At 68.3% G+C, this 16,848-nt stretch carries 12 protein-coding genes and 1 CRISPR repeat array; of the genes, 8 read left to right on the forward strand and 4 right to left on the reverse strand.

Annotated features, from left to right (window positions below; genetic code table 11):
* Positions 1 to 503: 503 nt before the first annotated feature.
* The 8 genes from GQR91_RS14090 to mazG all read left to right on the forward strand — a co-directional run bounded on the left by GQR91_RS14090 (position 504) and on the right by mazG (position 11,326).
* Positions 504 to 2,006, forward strand: a complete 1,503-nt coding sequence (locus GQR91_RS14090; protein ID WP_164727760.1) for a type I-E CRISPR-associated protein Cse1/CasA — start codon at positions 504 to 506, stop codon at positions 2,004 to 2,006.
* Positions 1,996 to 2,556 carry a type I-E CRISPR-associated protein Cse2/CasB gene (casB, locus tag GQR91_RS14095; RefSeq protein WP_149683414.1) on the forward strand — a complete coding sequence of 187 codons (561 nt, stop codon included), beginning with the start codon at positions 1,996 to 1,998 and terminating at the stop codon, positions 2,554 to 2,556. The genes GQR91_RS14090 and casB overlap by 11 nt, the downstream gene beginning before the upstream one ends.
* Positions 2,546 to 3,769, forward strand: a complete 1,224-nt coding sequence (cas7e, locus tag GQR91_RS14100) for a type I-E CRISPR-associated protein Cas7/Cse4/CasC (RefSeq protein ID WP_235904161.1) — start codon at positions 2,546 to 2,548, stop codon at positions 3,767 to 3,769. Before casB ends, cas7e begins: the two co-directional genes overlap by 11 nt.
* Positions 3,769 to 4,506 (forward strand): type I-E CRISPR-associated protein Cas5/CasD, encoded by a 738-nt coding sequence (gene cas5e, locus GQR91_RS14105; protein WP_211368616.1) that lies wholly within the window; start codon positions 3,769 to 3,771, stop codon positions 4,504 to 4,506. Before cas7e ends, cas5e begins: the two co-directional genes overlap by 1 nt.
* The gene (locus GQR91_RS14110) at positions 4,503 to 5,273 is read left to right on the forward strand and encodes a type I-E CRISPR-associated protein Cas6/Cse3/CasE (protein ID WP_149683415.1); all 771 of its coding nucleotides are present in this window, start codon (positions 4,503 to 4,505) and stop codon (positions 5,271 to 5,273) included. Before cas5e ends, GQR91_RS14110 begins: the two co-directional genes overlap by 4 nt.
* Positions 5,274 to 6,209, forward strand: coding sequence for a type I-E CRISPR-associated endonuclease Cas1e (gene cas1e / locus GQR91_RS14115; RefSeq protein WP_235904162.1), 936 nt, complete (start codon positions 5,274 to 5,276; stop codon positions 6,207 to 6,209). It begins immediately after the preceding gene.
* On the forward strand, positions 6,209 to 6,535 hold the full coding sequence (cas2e, locus tag GQR91_RS14120; RefSeq protein ID WP_149683416.1) for a type I-E CRISPR-associated endoribonuclease Cas2e: 327 nt from the start codon (positions 6,209 to 6,211) through the stop codon (positions 6,533 to 6,535). The genes cas1e and cas2e overlap by 1 nt, the downstream gene beginning before the upstream one ends.
* 49 nt (positions 6,536 to 6,584) lie before the next feature.
* Positions 6,585 to 10,334: a CRISPR direct-repeat array (repeat unit 29 nt; unit sequence GGCTCCCCCGCACCCGCGGGGATCGACCC).
* Positions 10,335 to 10,579: 245 nt separating this feature from the next.
* Positions 10,580 to 11,326, forward strand: coding sequence for a nucleoside triphosphate pyrophosphohydrolase (gene mazG / locus GQR91_RS14125; RefSeq protein WP_249042546.1), 747 nt, complete (start codon positions 10,580 to 10,582; stop codon positions 11,324 to 11,326).
* Here the strand turns inward: mazG and hflX are convergent.
* The 4 genes from hflX to GQR91_RS14145 form a co-directional block, all read right to left on the reverse strand.
* On the reverse strand, positions 11,307 to 12,599 hold the full coding sequence (gene hflX, locus GQR91_RS14130) for a GTPase HflX (RefSeq protein WP_149683418.1): 1,293 nt from the start codon (positions 12,597 to 12,599) through the stop codon (positions 11,307 to 11,309). The two genes, mazG and hflX, sit on opposite strands and share 20 nt — an antisense overlap.
* Positions 12,596 to 13,087 (reverse strand): RNA chaperone Hfq, encoded by a 492-nt coding sequence (gene hfq / locus GQR91_RS14135; RefSeq protein WP_112383619.1) that lies wholly within the window; start codon positions 13,085 to 13,087, stop codon positions 12,596 to 12,598. The genes hflX and hfq overlap by 4 nt, the downstream gene beginning before the upstream one ends.
* A gap of 136 nt (positions 13,088 to 13,223) precedes the next feature.
* Positions 13,224 to 14,600, reverse strand: coding sequence for a nitrogen assimilation response regulator NtrX (ntrX, locus tag GQR91_RS14140; RefSeq protein WP_112383618.1), 1,377 nt, complete (start codon positions 14,598 to 14,600; stop codon positions 13,224 to 13,226).
* A gap of 3 nt (positions 14,601 to 14,603) precedes the next feature.
* The gene (locus GQR91_RS14145; RefSeq protein WP_149683419.1) at positions 14,604 to 16,817 is read right to left on the reverse strand and encodes a sensor histidine kinase NtrY-like; all 2,214 of its coding nucleotides are present in this window, start codon (positions 16,815 to 16,817) and stop codon (positions 14,604 to 14,606) included.
* Positions 16,818 to 16,848 lie beyond the last annotated feature (31 nt).

Genomic DNA, 16,848 nt, shown 5'->3' on the forward strand with positions numbered 1-16,848 from the left:
CCATTAGGAACATGCCTTAGGGCGCAACTAGTACCCGGCAACATGCCATAAGGGGCGTTTAGATAGATGTTGACGGAGTGCCGTTGGCGAGCTCTAGTAGCGCATGCTCTCGCCCTTCCACACCATATCCACTCGGCGCTATCGTCGCGGCTACTTGCGGGCTGCTACATTCGCACGCTTGTTGCAGTGGTGGCAGAAGATCATTCCCCGGCTGGAAAGTTGGTCTTTTGCATGGCGTGCGCAATATGAGAGCAAGTCCAACGCCTATGCGGCGGGAGGTCGGGCTGCACGCGCCCCAGAGATCTTAAGCGCTTCCGCGCAGCTGCGCGGATTGCCCCATGCCATATGGAGCGAATGCCGCTCCCCCGCATCAGCGGGGATCATTACAGACAGAACCACATATATCGGACGCGCCACCGCATAATAAATGCGTCCATATGCGTTCAATTAGCAGCTTGATCTTTAATGCGAAGATCGGCCATCTTTCGATCGGGGAGAAGATCATGATCAGATGGCGCGATGTGGATAACGATGTCTATTGTGGATCATTGTTCTCTGCGTTTGCGTCTTTGTCGCGTGGTGAAGCCTGGAGCTTCCCTGCCCTGCGCCCGCATCAGCGTGAGCCTTGGCATGCCTTTACCGTGCAGGTGGCCGCACTCGCGCTGATCCGGGCGGGGATCGATGCGCTGCCCGAGAGCGAGGATGCCTGGCGCGATCTGCTGATCGGGTTGACGCCGGACTTTCCCGATGGCGAGGCCTGGGCGCTGGTGGTGGAGGACTGGTCCAAGCCGGCACTGTTGCAGCCGCCGGTCGTCGCGGGCGGCAATCGCGCGGATTACAAGAGCCGGCTGGCGACGCCCGATGCGCTCGACATGCTGGTCACCGCCAAGAACCACGACCTGAAGCAATCGCGCATGGCGGGGGCGAGCGAGGAGGAATGGCTGTTCGCGCTCGTCACCTTGCAGACGACCGAGGGGTTTCTGGGCGCCGGCAATTACGGCGTGTCGCGGATGAACGGTGGCTTTGCCAGCCGGATGAGCCTGGGCGTGCGGCCGGCTGCGGGCGGTGCGGAGGCGGCGTTCCGGCGTGACGTGCAGAGACTGGTGGCGGATGCGCGGGCGCGGCCGGATCGGCGCGGCGGCATTCCGCTGTTGTGGACCGTGCCGTGGGACGGCACCGTGTCGCTGGCGTTCGGTGATCTGGACGAGCTCTACGTCGAGGTGTGTCGGCGGGTTCGGCTGCACCGTCGCGAAGCTGGCGGCATCGAGGCGCTGGCGGCGGGGTCGAAATGCGCACGGGTCGCGGCGGCCGAGTTGAAGGGCAAGACCGGCGATCCCTGGGCGCCGATGAAGGCGGATGGATCGTCCAGCCATACCCCGACGGGTGCGGGCTTCGGCTATCGCCAGATGGCGCAACTGCTGGATACGGGCAGGATCACCCTGCCCTTGCTTGCCGCGCCGCATGACGGTGACGATCGCACCGACCTGTCGATCGTCGCGGCCGCGCTGGTTCGTGGTCAGGGTAAGACCGAGGGGCTGCATCGCCGCGCGGTGCGAACGAGCCGGATGGAGGATATCGACGCCTGGGAACAGGCGCCGCTCGACCGGATCGGTCATGTCGCGGGCAAGCGTGCCGACGAGGCGGGCGAGGCCGGGCGGCGGCTGCGCCGGGCGCTGATCTCCTTGGTACAGGGTGGGCCCGAACAGGCGCGGCTGGACGACGATGCCGCCAAGAAGAAGACGGAGCGCTGGCTCGACCAGTTCAACCGGATGGTCGACCATGATTTCTTCGACGCGGATTTCTGGTCGGAAGCGGCGAGTGACGACGGCAATCACCGGCTGAAATGGCGCGGGCGCCTGCGCGCGATGGCGGGCGAGGTGTTCGAGATCGCCGCTGCTGCGGCACCGCGCACCGAGATGCGCCGGGTGCGGGCCAAGGCGCGGGGTCGCGCCGTGCTGGACGGGCAAATGGGCAAGTGGATGAAGGAGGCCGAACATGGCGAGTGAAGCAGCCGCTGCACCGGCAGAGGCGTCCGCCAAGAAGGAGCCCGACTGGATGCAGTCGATCGCCGGGCAGATCCGCTTTCTGTCGACGGGCGACCGGGCGGGATTGCGGCGGATGGACCTGACCCGCTCGCACGCCGCCGACGGGACGGTGATAAAGCTGCTGATGCGGGCCAAGGTGCCGCAACAGGCGCAAGACACCGGCTTCGACCGGTGGCGCCTGGTGACCCATGTTGCCGCCATTCTTTCCGGCACCGGTGCGACGCAGGCGCATGCGGAGGGTCGGCGGCTGGGCTCCGCGCTGCGCGAGGCGGATTATTCCGAAAACCGGCTGCTGCGCCTGCTGGCGGTGCGCGGCGAGGCACTGGACGATCAGGTGCGGCGGGTGGCCCGCGTGCTGGCGCAAAAGGGCAAGCATCCGATCAACCTTTGGACGCTCTATCATCTGGTCGGCAGCGATGCCGCCAAGGCGGAGGCCGCGCGCATCCGCATCGCACAGGATTATTATGCCGCCGCCGCGCGGTCCGAGGAGGGGACTTCGAGTGACGCCTGAGACGACCGAAACCAAGATGCTGCCGAAGTTCATCCAGATCCACTTCCTGGCGGCATGGCCGGGCGCGCTGCTCAATCGCGACGATGCGGGGCTGGCCAAGCGCCTGCCGTTCGGGACCGCGACGCGCACCCGCATTTCCTCGCAATGCCTGAAACGGCATTGGCGGATGGCGGACGACCGGCATGCGCTGCACGAACTCGCCCGGCGCCATGGGGTGGAGGGCGTGCGCACCAAGCGGGCGATCGAGCGCGAGGTGACGGGGCCTTTGCGTGACAGGTCGTTCACCAAAGAAGCGGTGGATGCGGTCGAGCTCGCTTTTCTGACCAAATTTTACGGCAAGAATGCCAAGGACCCGCAGCAGCGCCAGGCGCTGCTGTTCGGCCGGCCCGAACTGGCATGGATGCGCGAACAGGCGGAGCGCATCCTGTCGGAGAACCCCGACGCCGCCGCGGCGAAGAGCGCGGCCGAGGTGTGGATAAAGGAGGAGAAGGCCAATCTGAACCAGTTGCGCGACCAGAATGTGCTGGCCGCTTCGCTGGAGGCGGCGCTGTTCGGGCGGATGGTGACGAGCGACACGCGCGCCAATCGCGATGCGGCGATCCATGTCGCGCATGCCTTTACCGTCCATCCGGAACAGGCGGAGCTGGATTATTTCACGGTGGTGGACGATCTCAGCCGCCGCGACCAGGGCGACGATGCCGGTGCGGCCGGCGTGTTCGACACCGAGCTGACCTCGGGACTCTATTATGGCTATGTCGTGGTGGATGTGCCGCTGCTGGTGTCGAACCTGACCGGATGTGTGCGCGGCGACTGGGCGGGCGATCACGACCGGGCGCTGGCCGCGCAGGTGGTGGAACATCTGGTGCATCTGGTCGCCGAGGTGTCGCCGGGGGCCAAGAAGGGGTCGACCGCGCCGTACAGCCGCGCCGAACTGGTGCTGGTGGAGGCCGGCGACCGCCAGCCGCGCACGCTGGCCAATGCGTTTCGCGATGCGGTGGCGCTGGACGATCGCGATACGAACCATTCGCTGGGCCATCGCACCGCGGGCAAGCTCGCCGGCTATCTGGGCCAGATGGACCGGATGTACGAAACCGGCGAGGCGCGGCGTCATGCCGCCATCGACGATCTGGCGCTGGGGAAGGATATACCCAATGGCAGCATCCGCGAACTGGCGACCTGGGCCGGCGGGCTCGTCCGCGATGCGGCGATCTGATGCGGCACCTCCTCCTTGATCTCGACGCGCCGTTGATGAGCTTCGGGGGCGATCTGGTCGATGCCTACGGCGTGGTGCGGGACTTTCCGGCCAAGTCGATGCTGGCCGGGCTGCTCGCCAATGCGCTGGGCTGGGAGCGTCATGATGCGGACGCGCATGCCGCACTCCAGGCGCGGATCGTGATGGGATCGGCGCGTGTCGGCGAGGGGCAGCGCCAGCGCGAGTTCCAGACCGCGCAACTGGGTGCGAACGATCGCGGCTGGACGACGCGCGGCCGGGTGGAGGGGCGTGCGGGCGGCGCGGAGACGTACCGGTCGCCGCATATCCGCTACCGCGACATGGATGCGGATGCGCGCGTGCTTATCGCCTTCCGGCTGAACCCGGCGGAGGTGGCGCCGGACCTGGATACGCTGGCTGCGGCGCTGGTGCGGCCGGAGCGGCCGCTGTTCATCGGGCGCAAGCCGTTCGTGCCATCGCGACCGCTGTGTTGCGGGATCACCGAGGCGGAGACGATCCCGGCGGCGCTGGTGGCCGGGCTGGCGATGCTGGATGCCCCCCCACCCCGCCGCGATACCCTGCGTGCGCAGTGGCCGGTCGGGGAAGCGCCCGACGCGGCGCTGGTTTCGGGCGCGCAGGAAGAGGAACTGACCGACGAGCGGCACTGGCCGTCGGGCGTCCATGCCGGCCTGCGCCGGGTGATGCAGGGGCGGCTGCACTGGCCGGAGGCGACGGCGTGACGCTGCACCTCGTTCGCATGCCGCTCGACCTGCATGCGCTCGCCAGCTTTGCCGCGGCGCATGGCATCGACGACGATGATGGCGGCTATGCCCTGCACCGGGCGCTGCGCGATCGCTTTGGTACGGCCGGGCCGCAACCGTTCCGCTTTCTGCCGGATCATCGATCGGGGCCGCATCTGCTGGGCTACACCGCCGACCGCCCGGCGCTGGACGACGCCGGTGCGCTGCCCGTCGCCGACGATCTGCTCGCCCGCGTGTTCGACGGGTCGTGGCAGGCGCAGGCCATGCCAGAGGCGTGGCGCGAGGGTGCGCGCTATGGCTTCGAGGTGCGGGTGCGGCCCGTGGTCCGCTTCGGCAAGAGCATCCGCGCGGCACGCTCCGAACGCGCAGGCGCCTGGCAGCGCAATGCCGGCGAGATCGACGCGTATGTCGCGGCAGGCGAGCGCGTCGTTGCCGCCGGCGGCGATGCCCGGGAGGTCGACCGCGAGGCGGTGTATATCGACTGGCTGGCGCGCCGGCTGGAGGGCGTGGCGACGCTCGACATGGCCGGGCTGCGCCAGTTCCGTCGGTCGCGCACCCGTCGCAGCACGCACCGCCCCGGCGGCGCACGGACCCGCGCGGTGGAGGGACCGGATGCGGTGATGGCGGGCACGCTGACCGTCGCCGACCGCCATGCCTTTGCGCAGATGCTGGCCCGTGGCATCGGGCGGCATGCGGCGTTCGGCTATGGCATGCTGCTCCTCTCGGCGCCGGGCCGGGCGGGCTAGATGCTATCCGGCCGCCTGGGTCTGGAGCGGGCGCGCATCCCGCATGCCGACCGCCAGGGGCTGGTGTGGCTGGACCGCGGGCGGCTGGAGGTGGAGAATGGCTGCCTGCGCTTCGTGACCGCGGGCGGCGGCGATCTGGTCGCGGGGGATTACCAGATCCCCTATCATGCCATTTCGATCGTGTTGCTGGGGCCGGGCTCCAGCGTGACGCATGATGCGCTCCGGCTGCTGGCGCGGCATGGCTGTGCGCTGGCGGCGATCGGGGACGGGGCGGTACGCTTCTACACCGCGCCGCCGCTAATGCCCGACAGTTCGGCGCTCGCCCGCGCGCAGGTACGCCGCTGGGCCGATCCGAAGCTGCGCATGGAAACCGCGCGTGCCATGTATGCGATGCGCTTCGGCGAGATCGTGCGGACGCGCGACATCACGGTGCTGCGCGGTCAGGAAGGTGCGCGGATCAAGCGCGCCTATGTTCTCGCCGCCGAACGCCACGGCATCCCCTGGCACGGCCGCCGCTACGACCGGGAGAACCCGGAAGCGGGCGATCTGGCGAACCAGGCGATCAACCATGCCGGATCGGCGATGACCGCGGCGGCGGCGGTGGCGGTGGCGGCGACCGGAGCGATCCCGCAATTGGGCTTCGTGCACGAGGATTCAGGGCAGAGCTTCGTACTGGATATCGCCGACCTGTACCGGCACGACGTGCTGCTCGACATCGCGTTCGGCGCGGTGCGGGAGGCGCGCGCCCGCGGGGCCGCACCGATCGAGCGACTGGTGCGCAAGCGCGCCGCGCTGCTCTTTCGCCAGCGCGCGCTGATCCCCGGCATGATCGACCGGATCAAGACGCTGCTGATGCCGGGCGGCGTGCCGGCCGAGGCTGCACCGCCGGACGCCGGCGACGGCGGAGCGGTGACGCTGGACCGGGAGGCGGGGTGATGCCGCTGACCGTGATCATCACCCGCGACGTGGAGGATCGCTATCGTGGCTTCCTGGGCTCGGCGATGCTCGAACTGGCGCCCGGCGTCTACGCGCAACCGCGGATGAGCGCGGGCGTGCGCGGGCGCATCTGGACCGTGGTGGAGGAATGGCACGGCCGCCTGCGCCGCGGCAGCATCGTGATGTGCTGGGCCGAAGCGGGTGCGGCAGGCGGCCTGGGCCTGGCAACGCTGGGCGAGCCGCCGAAGGACGTCGTGGCGCATGACGGCATCCTGCTGGTACGCCGGGCACTACCCTCGCGCGGAGTAATTGTGGGGGAGGGCTGAGCGCGGTTTCTTTGACATTGTGAACGAAAACAGCGATCTGACTGGCAGAGGCTCCCCCGCACCCGCGGGGATCGACCCTGAACGAAGCGGCTGCGGAAGCCGATCAAGGCGGCTCCCCCGCACCCGCGGGGATCGACCCTGTGGGGCGGGATCGCGGCGGCGGTGGAGCGCGGCTCCCCCGCACCCGCGGGGATCGACCCGTCCGTCATGGAAGCGGACCGCGATCGGCGGCGGCTCCCCCGCACCCGCGGGGATCGACCCCTCCCCGAGGGAACCGTCCTCCGGGTGCGCGGGGCTCCCCCGCACCCGCGGGGATCGACCCCTCCGGGGACCAAAATTGGAACCCGCCGATCTGGCTCCCCCGCACCCGCGGGGATCGACCCCAGGTGAGCATGGACGTTCCCGCCCGGTTGCCGGCTCCCCCGCACCCGCGGGGATCGACCCGGAGATAGGACCATGACCGCAACCGCCCCCGCGGCTCCCCCGCACCCGCGGGGATCGACCCACGATTCCGGGGTTCTCATTGACGAGGGTGACGGCTCCCCCGCACCCGCGGGGATCGACCCTCCGCATCCAGGGCATCGAGCAGGATTTGCGTGGCTCCCCCGCACCCGCGGGGATCGACCCGCGTCTTTCAGCGTATATGCCCACGCCTTGACGGCTCCCCCGCACCCGCGGGGATCGACCCTCGAATGCCATAGCATCATTCGGCAAATTATCGGCTCCCCCGCACCCGCGGGGATCGACCCGCCTTTGCGGCGGGTTCGATGGCGCTGACCAAGGCTCCCCCGCACCCGCGGGGATCGACCCTCGAAGCGCGCTGCGGGAGGGAGGCGATCGAGGGCTCCCCCGCACCCGCGGGGATCGACCCTCCTGCGCCCTAGTAACCCTGCGAACTCCGCGGGCTCCCCCGCACCCGCGGGGATCGACCCTCGACCTCGAACATGCGACGGTGAGGCAGCTTGGCTCCCCCGCACCCGCGGGGATCGACCCAACGTTGACGAGCCCAAGGCATGGGGGAACGTGGCTCCCCCGCACCCGCGGGGATCGACCCAACGTAAGAGGTACGAACGCGTGCGCCATCCTGGCTCCCCCGCACCCGCGGGGATCGACCCCCGACCGACCCCAAAGCGCGCTTCGGCATTGCGGCTCCCCCGCACCCGCGGGGATCGACCCGTCGTTGTAAGCCTTCTGAAAAATCGACACGGGGCTCCCCCGCACCCGCGGGGATCGACCCCACTGATGAAACTGGACTCAAAGAAATTCTGGGGCTCCCCCGCACCCGCGGGGATCGACCGCGATTTCCAACTCGTGGATCATCTACGGCAAGGGCTCCCCCGCACCCGCGGGGATCGACCCTCATCCTGCGCCACGATGCCGCGCTGATGCCGGGCTCCCCCGCACCCGCGGGGATCGACCCCGAGGATTTGACGGCCCTTGGTGGTGCAGCCGGGCTCCCCCGCACCCGCGGGGATCGACCCTTCGTTCCTGTTAGGGTGAGCCATGGCTGAGAGGCTCCCCCGCACCCGCGGGGATCGACCCCGGGACAAGCCTTTTGCCGCCGCCGACGAGCCGGCTCCCCCGCACCCGCGGGGATCGACCCGGGTCCTCACCGAACGCCAGCAGGACGCCGCAGGCTCCCCCGCACCCGCGGGGATCGACCCCTGGGCGACGGCTTCACGGTCCAGACCAACGCGGCTCCCCCGCACCCGCGGGGATCGACCCGTGTCGGGCCAAGAACGCGTGCATGTCTTCAAGGCTCCCCCGCACCCGCGGGGATCGACCCACGATCCTGAGACCGGCGAGGCGAAGCCGGTCGGCTCCCCCGCACCCGCGGGGATCGACCTTGCCCTAATGCATCGTCATCGCGGATGACACGGGCTCCCCCGCACCCGCGGGGATCGACCCTCATGTCCGCCGGGCATAGGCTGGCATCACTGGGCTCCCCCGCACCCGCGGGGATCGACCCTGGCGGCGCAACTGCCCGGTCGCGAGGTTGAGGGCTCCCCCGCACCCGCGGGGATCGACCCCTTCCGCAAGGAGCTGACGCCGCGCCTCCAGGGGCTCCCCCGCACCCGCGGGGATCGACCCTCGTATGTCGGCGTCATCGGCGAAGTCACGCTGGCTCCCCCGCACCCGCGGGGATCGACCCAGCCCCACATTGCGAACAGGGCGCCCCTTGGCGGCTCCCCCGCACCCGCGGGGATCGACCCCGAGACGAACACCTTGGCGACGGCGGCAAATAGGCTCCCCCGCACCCGCGGGGATCGACCCCACATCTCACCCTTCACCGGGGCGCCCTGGCCGGCTCCCCCGCACCCGCGGGGATCGACCCCCAACGCGCCGACCGCGCCCGCGCAGCGCGCCGGCTCCCCCGCACCCGCGGGGATCGACCCCGGTTCCATGCCGTGAGGCAATGCGCGATTTAGGCTCCCCCGCACCCGCGGGGATCGACCCTCATATGCGGTCTGCCAACCATTCGGGCGGCGGGCTCCCCCGCACCCGCGGGGATCGACCCAAGAGGTGAGCGATCTGATCGACCAGATTGTCGGCTCCCCCGCACCCGCGGGGATCGACCCGGGCTGGGTCCGGTAATGGGTGACGGCAAGACGGCTCCCCCGCACCCGCGGGGATCGACCCCGCCGATTACCTTAAAGCCAATGTGCCGAATCGGCTCCCCCGCACCCGCGGGGATCGACCCGACGCCTTACGGGGCATCACACAGTCCATCGAGGCTCCCCCGCACCCGCGGGGATCGACCCCGGTGGCGAGCCGATACAACGGCCCGGCGTTCGGCTCCCCCGCACCCGCGGGGATCGACCCCTGGAGGATCCGCGCGATGAGATTGAGCGGCGGGCTCCCCCGCACCCGCGGGGATCGACCCGGCGTCTGGATGCCAAGCGCCAAGCAGCGGGCGGCTCCCCCGCACCCGCGGGGATCGACCCTTGATCTGCCAATCCCTGAGCGCCGGCTGCAAGGCTCCCCCGCACCCGCGGGGATCGACCCCTTTGCGTTGCGATGCTCGACCGGCTCGATGAGGCTCCCCCGCACCCGCGGGGATCGACCCAGGCACTGCGCTGGTCTATACTGTGTCCAAGCGGCTCCCCCGCACCCGCGGGGATCGACCCCGGGCCAAGACCATGGCCGAAATCAACAGCTCGGCTCCCCCGCACCCGCGGGGATCGACCCTCGCGCTGAACCTTCGCGAGGTTTTGCCCCTCGGCTCCCCCGCACCCGCGGGGATCGACCCGCTCTCCGGCGCCTCGCGCACCAAGCCGCCGAGGCTCCCCCGCACCCGCGGGGATCGACCCGACAGGCATTTTGTCCGTCAGCTTCGTGAAGGGGCTCCCCCGCACCCGCGGGGATCGACCCGCTTCCATGGGGATGTGGAAGGGCTTGCCGGCGGCTCCCCCGCACCCGCGGGGATCGACCCCGCGGGGGGCGCTCCGGCTCACCCGTGTTCACGGCTCCCCCGCACCCGCGGGGATCGACCCGTCACAGTCCGTGCTTGGCGGGTCACAGACGGGGCTCCCCCGCACCCGCGGGGATCGACCCGAAGCGGAGATCGTGCTGGAAGGCGACGGCACGGCTCCCCCGCACCCGCGGGGATCGACCCTGCCATTTCGGCATTTTGCCTCTTGTGGGAAAGGCTCCCCCGCACCCGCGGGGATCGACCCATTATCACGACGTTCAATGCATCGACCGACATGGCTCCCCCGCACCCGCGGGGATCGACCCCTTCGGTCTCAGGAAGGAGGACGAAGCATGATGGCTCCCCCGCACCCGCGGGGATCGACCCTCACTAGCCCCAGCCAAGAGACGATCGCACCGGCTTCCCCGCACCCCTGGGCGTTGAGGCACAACAGTTTTGAACCCACACCTCCAAATCCATACGCCACTTACGGATAGCTCCCCGCCCCACCCGCTGCTACAACAGCAATCGTCACCGCTATCGCCCCCAAGCCACGACGCCCGCATCCATCCGCCACCCGATCCCCACCACCTTTTGCCGCGGCTCCTTCACCCAACAACCCGAGAATGGTCATGTCAGCGATCCAGCGTCTTCTTTCGATCATGGTTCGGCTGCGTGATCCGGAGGCGGGGTGCGAGTGGGACAAGGTGCAGACGTTTGCGAGCATCGCGCCGTACACCATCGAGGAGGCGCATGAGGTGGCCGATGCGATCGGGCGCGGGGACATGGACGAGTTGAGGGAGGAGCTCGGCGACCTGTTGCTGCAGGTCGTGTTCCATGCCCAAATCGCCAAGGATATCGGGGCCTTCGACTTCGACGACGTGGTCGCCGCGATCAGCGACAAGATGGAGCGGCGCCACCCGCACATCTTCGGCGATGTCGCAGAGGGTGGCCATCACCTGTGGGAACAGATCAAGGCCGAGGAACGCAAAGCCAAGGCGGCGCAGGGCACGCTGGACGGCGTCGCGCTGGGCCTGCCCGCCCTGATGCGCGCGGAAAAGCTGCAGAAGCGGGCGGCGCGCGTCGGCTTCGACTGGCCCGATGCGGCGGGTCCGCGCGCCAAGATCGATGAGGAGTTGCAGGAGATCGCCGACGCCTCCCCCGATACGCTGGAGGAAGAAGTCGGCGACCTATTGTTTGCGGTGACGAACTGGGCACGCCACCTGAACGTCGATGCCGAAGCGGCGCTGCGCGGCGCCAACGCCAAGTTCGAACGACGCTTCCGTGCGATGGAGAGCGAAGCCGGGGAGAGCTTTGTCGCGCTGGATCTGGAGGGCAAGGAAGCGCTGTGGCAGGCGGTCAAGCGTCGCGGCGGGTGAACCGATCATAATCGGCCGGGGACAGGCGCACGTCGTAATCGGCGTGCATCCCCTCGACGCGGTGGTCGAGCACCTCGCCATGCGCATGCAGCCATGCCGCCCCCGCGCCGTCGCCGGCGTCGAGCGTGATCTGATATCGCCGGTGCCCCGCGGTCAGTGCCGCCGCCACCGTCTGGATCAGCGTATAGACGCCCTCGCCCGTCTGCGCCGAAATCGCCACCATGCGGTCCAACCGTTCCGCCTTGCCCAGCACCTCGGTACGCGCATCCTCGTCGAGCAGGTCGAGCTTGTTCCATGCCTCGAAGCGCGGCGTTTCGGGATCGACGCCGATCTCGTTCAACACAGCCTCGACATCGTCGCGCTGTGCCTCCGCATCGGGATGGGCGATGTCGCGGACATGGATCAGGATGTCGGCCGACACCACCTCTTCCAGCGTCGCCTTGAAGGCGGCGACGAGCTGGGTCGGCAGGTCGGACACGAAACCCACGGTGTCGGACAGGATCGCCTTGTCGATGCCCGGTAGCTGGATCTGGCGCAGGGTCGGATCCAGCGTTGCGAACAACAGGTCCTCCGCCATGACGCCGGCGCCGGTCAACCGGTTGAACAGCGTCGACTTTCCGGCATTGGTATAACCGACCAGCGCGATCACCGGCCACGGCGCGCGCTGACGGCGATCACGGTGAAGGCCGCGGGTGCGGCTGACCTGTTCCAGTTCCTTGCGAAGCCGGGCCATGCGGTCGCGGATCAAGCGCCGGTCGGCCTCGATCTGCGTTTCACCCGGACCACCGAGAAAGCCGAAGCCGCCCCGCTGACGCTCAAGGTGGGTCCAGCTTCGCACCAGCCGGCCCGCCTGATAATCCAGATGCGCCAGTTCAACCTGCAACCGTCCTTCGGCGGTGGCCGCACGCTCACCGAAGATTTCGAGGATCAGGCCGGTGCGGTCGATTACCTTGGCCTCGAGCGCGGTTTCCAGATTGCGCTGCTGCACGGGGGTCAGGCTGGCGTCGAACACGACGAGCCCGGCCTCTTCCATGCGAACCGCCTGCGCGATCTGCTCGACCTGACCGCTGCCGATCAGCGTTGCGGGCTTTGCGGCGCGGACCCGGAAGGCCATGCGCTCGACCACGTCGAGACCGATGGCAAGCGCGAGCCCGGCCGTCTCGTCCAGCCGCGCGTCATTGTCGCGCACGGCATCGCCCTGGTCGGGCAGCACCACGATGGTGCGTGCCCCACGGGAAAATTCCCCGCGATCCCGATCAAATCCGGTGCTCAATCCTCGCTTGTTCCCGCTTGTTCTTCGGCGAGGTTCAAGGGCCGCGCCGGTTGGATGGTAGATACGGCATGCTTGTAGACGAGCTGCGCCATGCCCTCGCGCTGAAGCAGCATGCAGAACAGATCGAACCCTGCGATCTGGCCCTGGAGCATCACGCCGTTGATCAGGAACATCGTCACCTGATCTTCCGACTTCTTTACCGCGTTCAGGAAGATTTCCTGCAACAGCGGCTGCTTCTTCTGGCCTTCGCCCATGCCGTCGACGATCGCGGCGACATCCAGCGGACCGGACGGCATGATCGTGGAAATGGCATGCTTGTAGATCAGCTGCGACTGGCCATCACGGCGCAACAGTACCGAAAAATTGTCGAACCATGTCACGATGCCCTGAAGCTTCACGCCCTTGACAAGGAACATGGTCACCGGCGCCTTCGAGCGGCGCAATGCATTCAGAAACAGGTCCTGCAACGACCCTTGCTTGTCGGCCATGTAGGTCAAGCCTTTGTTCTTGGCGGGTCTGTGCCCGCATGAGCGCCGTTCCCCGGCGTCGGGATCGTCACCCGTGGATCGGGTGCCGGTGCCAATCTATGGATCGACACCGGCTTCGTCCAGTGCGGCCGCGGGATTACTCGTCGCGCTGGTCGGTGATCCCCAATAATTTCAACTTCCTGTGGAGGGCGGAGCGCTCCATGCCGATGAAGCTGGCGGTGCGCGAAATGTTGCCGGAGAAGCGGCGGATCTGGACGCGCAGATATTCGCGTTCGAAACTCTCCCGCGCCTCCCGCAGCGGCGATCCCATGATCGCGGTTGCCCCGCCCGCGCCCATGTCGCCGCCACCGCCCAGCACCTCGGCCGGCAGCAGATCGAGGTCGATCCGTCCGATCCGGTCGCCCGGCGCCAGAATGATCGTCCGCTCCACCACGTTGCGAAGCTGCCGGACATTGCCGGGCCAGTCATAGGATTGCAGCGCAACCATCGCATCGGATGCGATTTCCGGCGTCGGCACCCGGCGCTCGGCCGCATAATGCGCCATAAAATGGTGGACCAGCGCGGGGATATCCTCTCGCCGCTCCGACAAGGACGGCAGCGTCACCGGCACGACATTCAGCCGGTAGTAGAGATCCTCGCGGAAACGCCCCTCGGCGATTTCGTGCGTCAGGTCGCGGGCGGTGGCGGACACCACGCGCACATCGACCTTCACCACCCGCGTGCCGCCGACCCGCGTAAAGCTCTGGTCGGTCAGCACGCGCAGGATGCGCGCCTGCGTCGTGATCGGCATGTCGGCGATTTCGTCGAGGAACAGCGTGCCGCCATGCGCCTGTTCCAGAAGGCCGGTGCGGACAAGGTCGCCGCCCTCCTCCACCCCGAACAGCTCGTCCTCGACCCGCTCGGGCGTCATCCGCGCCGCGCTGACGATGACAAAGGGTGCCTGGACGCGGTTCGACCAGCCGTGGAGCAGGCGCGCGGCCACCTCCTTGCCGACCCCGGCGGGGCCCATGATCAGCACCCGGCTCCCGGTGGCGGCCACCCGCTTCAGGGTCGCGCGCACGCCGTTGATCGCGCTGGAGCTGCCGGTCAGATCGGTGTCGCGGCCTGCACTGGCGCGCAGCGAGGCGACCTCGCGACGCAGCCGCTCCGTCTCCGTCGCGCGCGCCACCATCAGCAACAGGCGCTCCGCCTCGAACGGCTTTTCAATGAAATCGACCGCGCCGCGGCGGATCGCGGCAACCGCGGTGTCGATATTGCCGTGGCCGGAAATCACGAGCACGGGAATGGAGCTGTCCCGCCGCTTGATCTCGTCAAGCAGTTCCAGTCCGTCGAGCCGCGATCCCTGTAACCAGACGTCGAGCAGGACGAGCGATGGGCGCCGCGCGGCGATCGCCTCAAGAGCGGAATCGCTGTCGGCGGCGCCGCGGGCATCATAGCCCTCGTCCTCCAGCACACCGGCGACCAGTTCGCGAATATCGAGTTCGTCGTCAACGACGAGGATGTCCAAGGCCATGGTTCAGGTCCGGCTGCGGGTGAGAGCGGTCAGCGGACCTTCGCCCGCCGGTTCGAGTTCGGTACCCCCCTGGTCGAGCGCGGCAAGGGCGCCCGCGTCGAAGGTCATGGTGACGATCGTGCCGCCGTCCGGATTGTCCGAAAAGGTCATCGTTCCAGCATGTTCCTCAATGATCTTGTTGACGATGGCGAGGCCGAGCCCGGTGCCGCGTGCACGCGTGGTCATATAGGGCTCGACGATGCGGTCGCGCTCGGCGGGCAGGCCGATGCCGGTGTCGGCGACGATGATCGTGACCGTCCGGCCGGGATCTTCGGCAAGCGTCATGGTCACGCTGTCGCCGGTAGACTCCGGCTTTGCTTCAATGGCTTCCACCGCGTTCTTGACGATGTTCGTCAACGCCTGGCCGATCTGGCGACGATCGCAGACCAGCATCGGCGCAGGATCTTCGTGGATCAGCTGGAAGCGGATGGAGGGGTGGGCGACCTCGTGCAGGAACAATGCCTGGCGCGCGGTATCGAGCAGCGGCTCCTCGCGGAAGACGGGCTTTGGCATGCGCGCGAAGGACGAGAATTCATCCACCATCCGCCGCAGGTCGCCGACCTGCCGGATGATCGTCTCGGTCAGGCGGCCAAAGGTCTGGTCGTCGGGCTCGACCGTCTTGCCATAGCGCCGTTGCAGACGCTCGGCGGCAAGCTGGATCGGGGTCAGCGGGTTCTTGATCTCGTGCGCGATACGCCGGGCGACGTCGGACCACGCCGCACGCCGCTGATCGAGCAGTTGCTGGGTGATGTCGTCAAAGGTCAGGATCGGGCCGTCATCGGTACGCGTGATGCGCACCGCCAGCGTGCGCATCTCGCCTTTGCGTGAAATCTGGACGATCGACTCGCGGCGGCCCTCGTCCATCGCGGCATCCAGTTCGGGCGCGATCGTCGCCACCGGCCGCCCGATCAGCCCGCCCCCATCGACGCCGAGCAACGCGTCCGCCGAGCTGTTCGCGATCCGGATCGTCCGGTCCCGGCCGGTCGCGACGATGCCGGCGGAAACGCCCGCCATCACCGCCTCGATCAGAGCACGGCGGTTATCGAGCTGCGCATTGGCGGTGACGAGTTCGGTATTCTGCTGCTCGAGCTGGCTCGTCATCTGGTTGAAGGCGTTGGCCAATGTGCCGACTTCGTCGCGGGTGCGCGGATCGGGCACGCGGGCGCTCATGTCGCCCCCTGCGACCCGGCGCGCCGCATCGACCAGTTCGCCGACGGGCCGGACCAGTCGATCGGCCACCGCCAAAGCGATCCAGACGGCGATGCCGACGATCAGCAAGGCGACCGCGAACAGCGCCAGATTGAACTTCAGTTGCAGGGACCGTGCCCGCCCTTGCAGCGCCTGATAATCCTTCACCACGTCTTCGGCGGCAAAATGCTGGTTGCTTAGGAACGCGGCGTTCACATGCGTCCCGACATATAGGAATATGTCGGGGCGATCGACAACCGGGGTCACCACCCACACCCGCTGCTCGTTGATGCCGACTTCCTGGCTGTTCTTGCGCCGGGCCTGCGCGATCATCTCCTCGGTCACCAGCGTGCGGAACGTCTCGTCCGAAGGCTGGTTGAAATAGTCGTAATAGCGAAAGCCGCTCTTGCGATCGTAGGAGAAGAGCACCGCTTCCTCCAGGTCGCGAAACACGGTCTGGCGGCTCAGATAATCGTGGAACCGCTCGCGATCCTGCTCGATCGTTGGCAGCTCGGCGCCGATATCCTTGGCCATCGCCGAGGAGGCATTGATCCACCGGGTGATGATCTGCTGCTGCGACTCGCGCACGATCGTCATCGCGTCGCCGAACGCCTTGCGCGCACGGTCGGACACCCAGAATTCGGCGGAGGACTGGAACATCACCGAGGCCGTGATGACCGTCAGCACGATCGGCACGCTGGCGGTCAGCGAGAAGATCGCGACGAGGCGTACGTGCAGGCGCCCGCCGCCACCCACCGCCGACCGGGCCGCGCGGCGCATCGCCACCCGCCGGCCGATCAGCATCATCAGGGCGATACCCGGTGCCAGGTTGAGCGCCAGCAGGCCGGCGATCACCGGCGGCGAGATCAGCCCGCGCGAGTCGTGGTGCTGCGCCAGGATGCGGTAGGTGACGATGCCGAACACGATTGCGACCAGAACCACCAGCAGTTCGACCACGGGCGTGACCGAGAAGCGGGAGCGCGGTAGCATTTCGTCATCGACAGGCGTCGCAGGCGCGATC

Source organism: Sphingomonas carotinifaciens, assembly GCF_009789535.1.
Classification (GTDB): Bacteria; Pseudomonadota; Alphaproteobacteria; order Sphingomonadales; family Sphingomonadaceae; genus Sphingomonas; species Sphingomonas carotinifaciens.

Bases quoted from the DNA above. Each gene is read 5' to 3' on its own strand.
- casB (WP_149683414.1), top strand. From the start codon at position 1,996: ATGGCGAGTGAAGCAGCCGCTGCACCGGCAGAGGCGTCCGCCAAGAAG.
- hfq (WP_112383619.1), bottom strand. From the start codon at position 13,087: ATGGCCGACAAGCAAGGGTCGTTGCAGGACCTGTTTCTGAATGCATTG.
- mazG (WP_249042546.1), top strand. From the start codon at position 10,580: ATGTCAGCGATCCAGCGTCTTCTTTCGATCATGGTTCGGCTGCGTGAT.
- cas5e (WP_211368616.1), top strand. From the start codon at position 3,769: ATGCGGCACCTCCTCCTTGATCTCGACGCGCCGTTGATGAGCTTCGGG.
- ntrX (WP_112383618.1), bottom strand. From the start codon at position 14,600: ATGGCCTTGGACATCCTCGTCGTTGACGACGAACTCGATATTCGCGAA.
- GQR91_RS14090 (WP_164727760.1), top strand. From the start codon at position 504: ATGATCAGATGGCGCGATGTGGATAACGATGTCTATTGTGGATCATTG.
- cas1e (WP_235904162.1), top strand. From the start codon at position 5,274: ATGCTATCCGGCCGCCTGGGTCTGGAGCGGGCGCGCATCCCGCATGCC.
- GQR91_RS14145 (WP_149683419.1), bottom strand. From the start codon at position 16,817: ATGCTACCGCGCTCCCGCTTCTCGGTCACGCCCGTGGTCGAACTGCTG.
- cas2e (WP_149683416.1), top strand. From the start codon at position 6,209: ATGCCGCTGACCGTGATCATCACCCGCGACGTGGAGGATCGCTATCGT.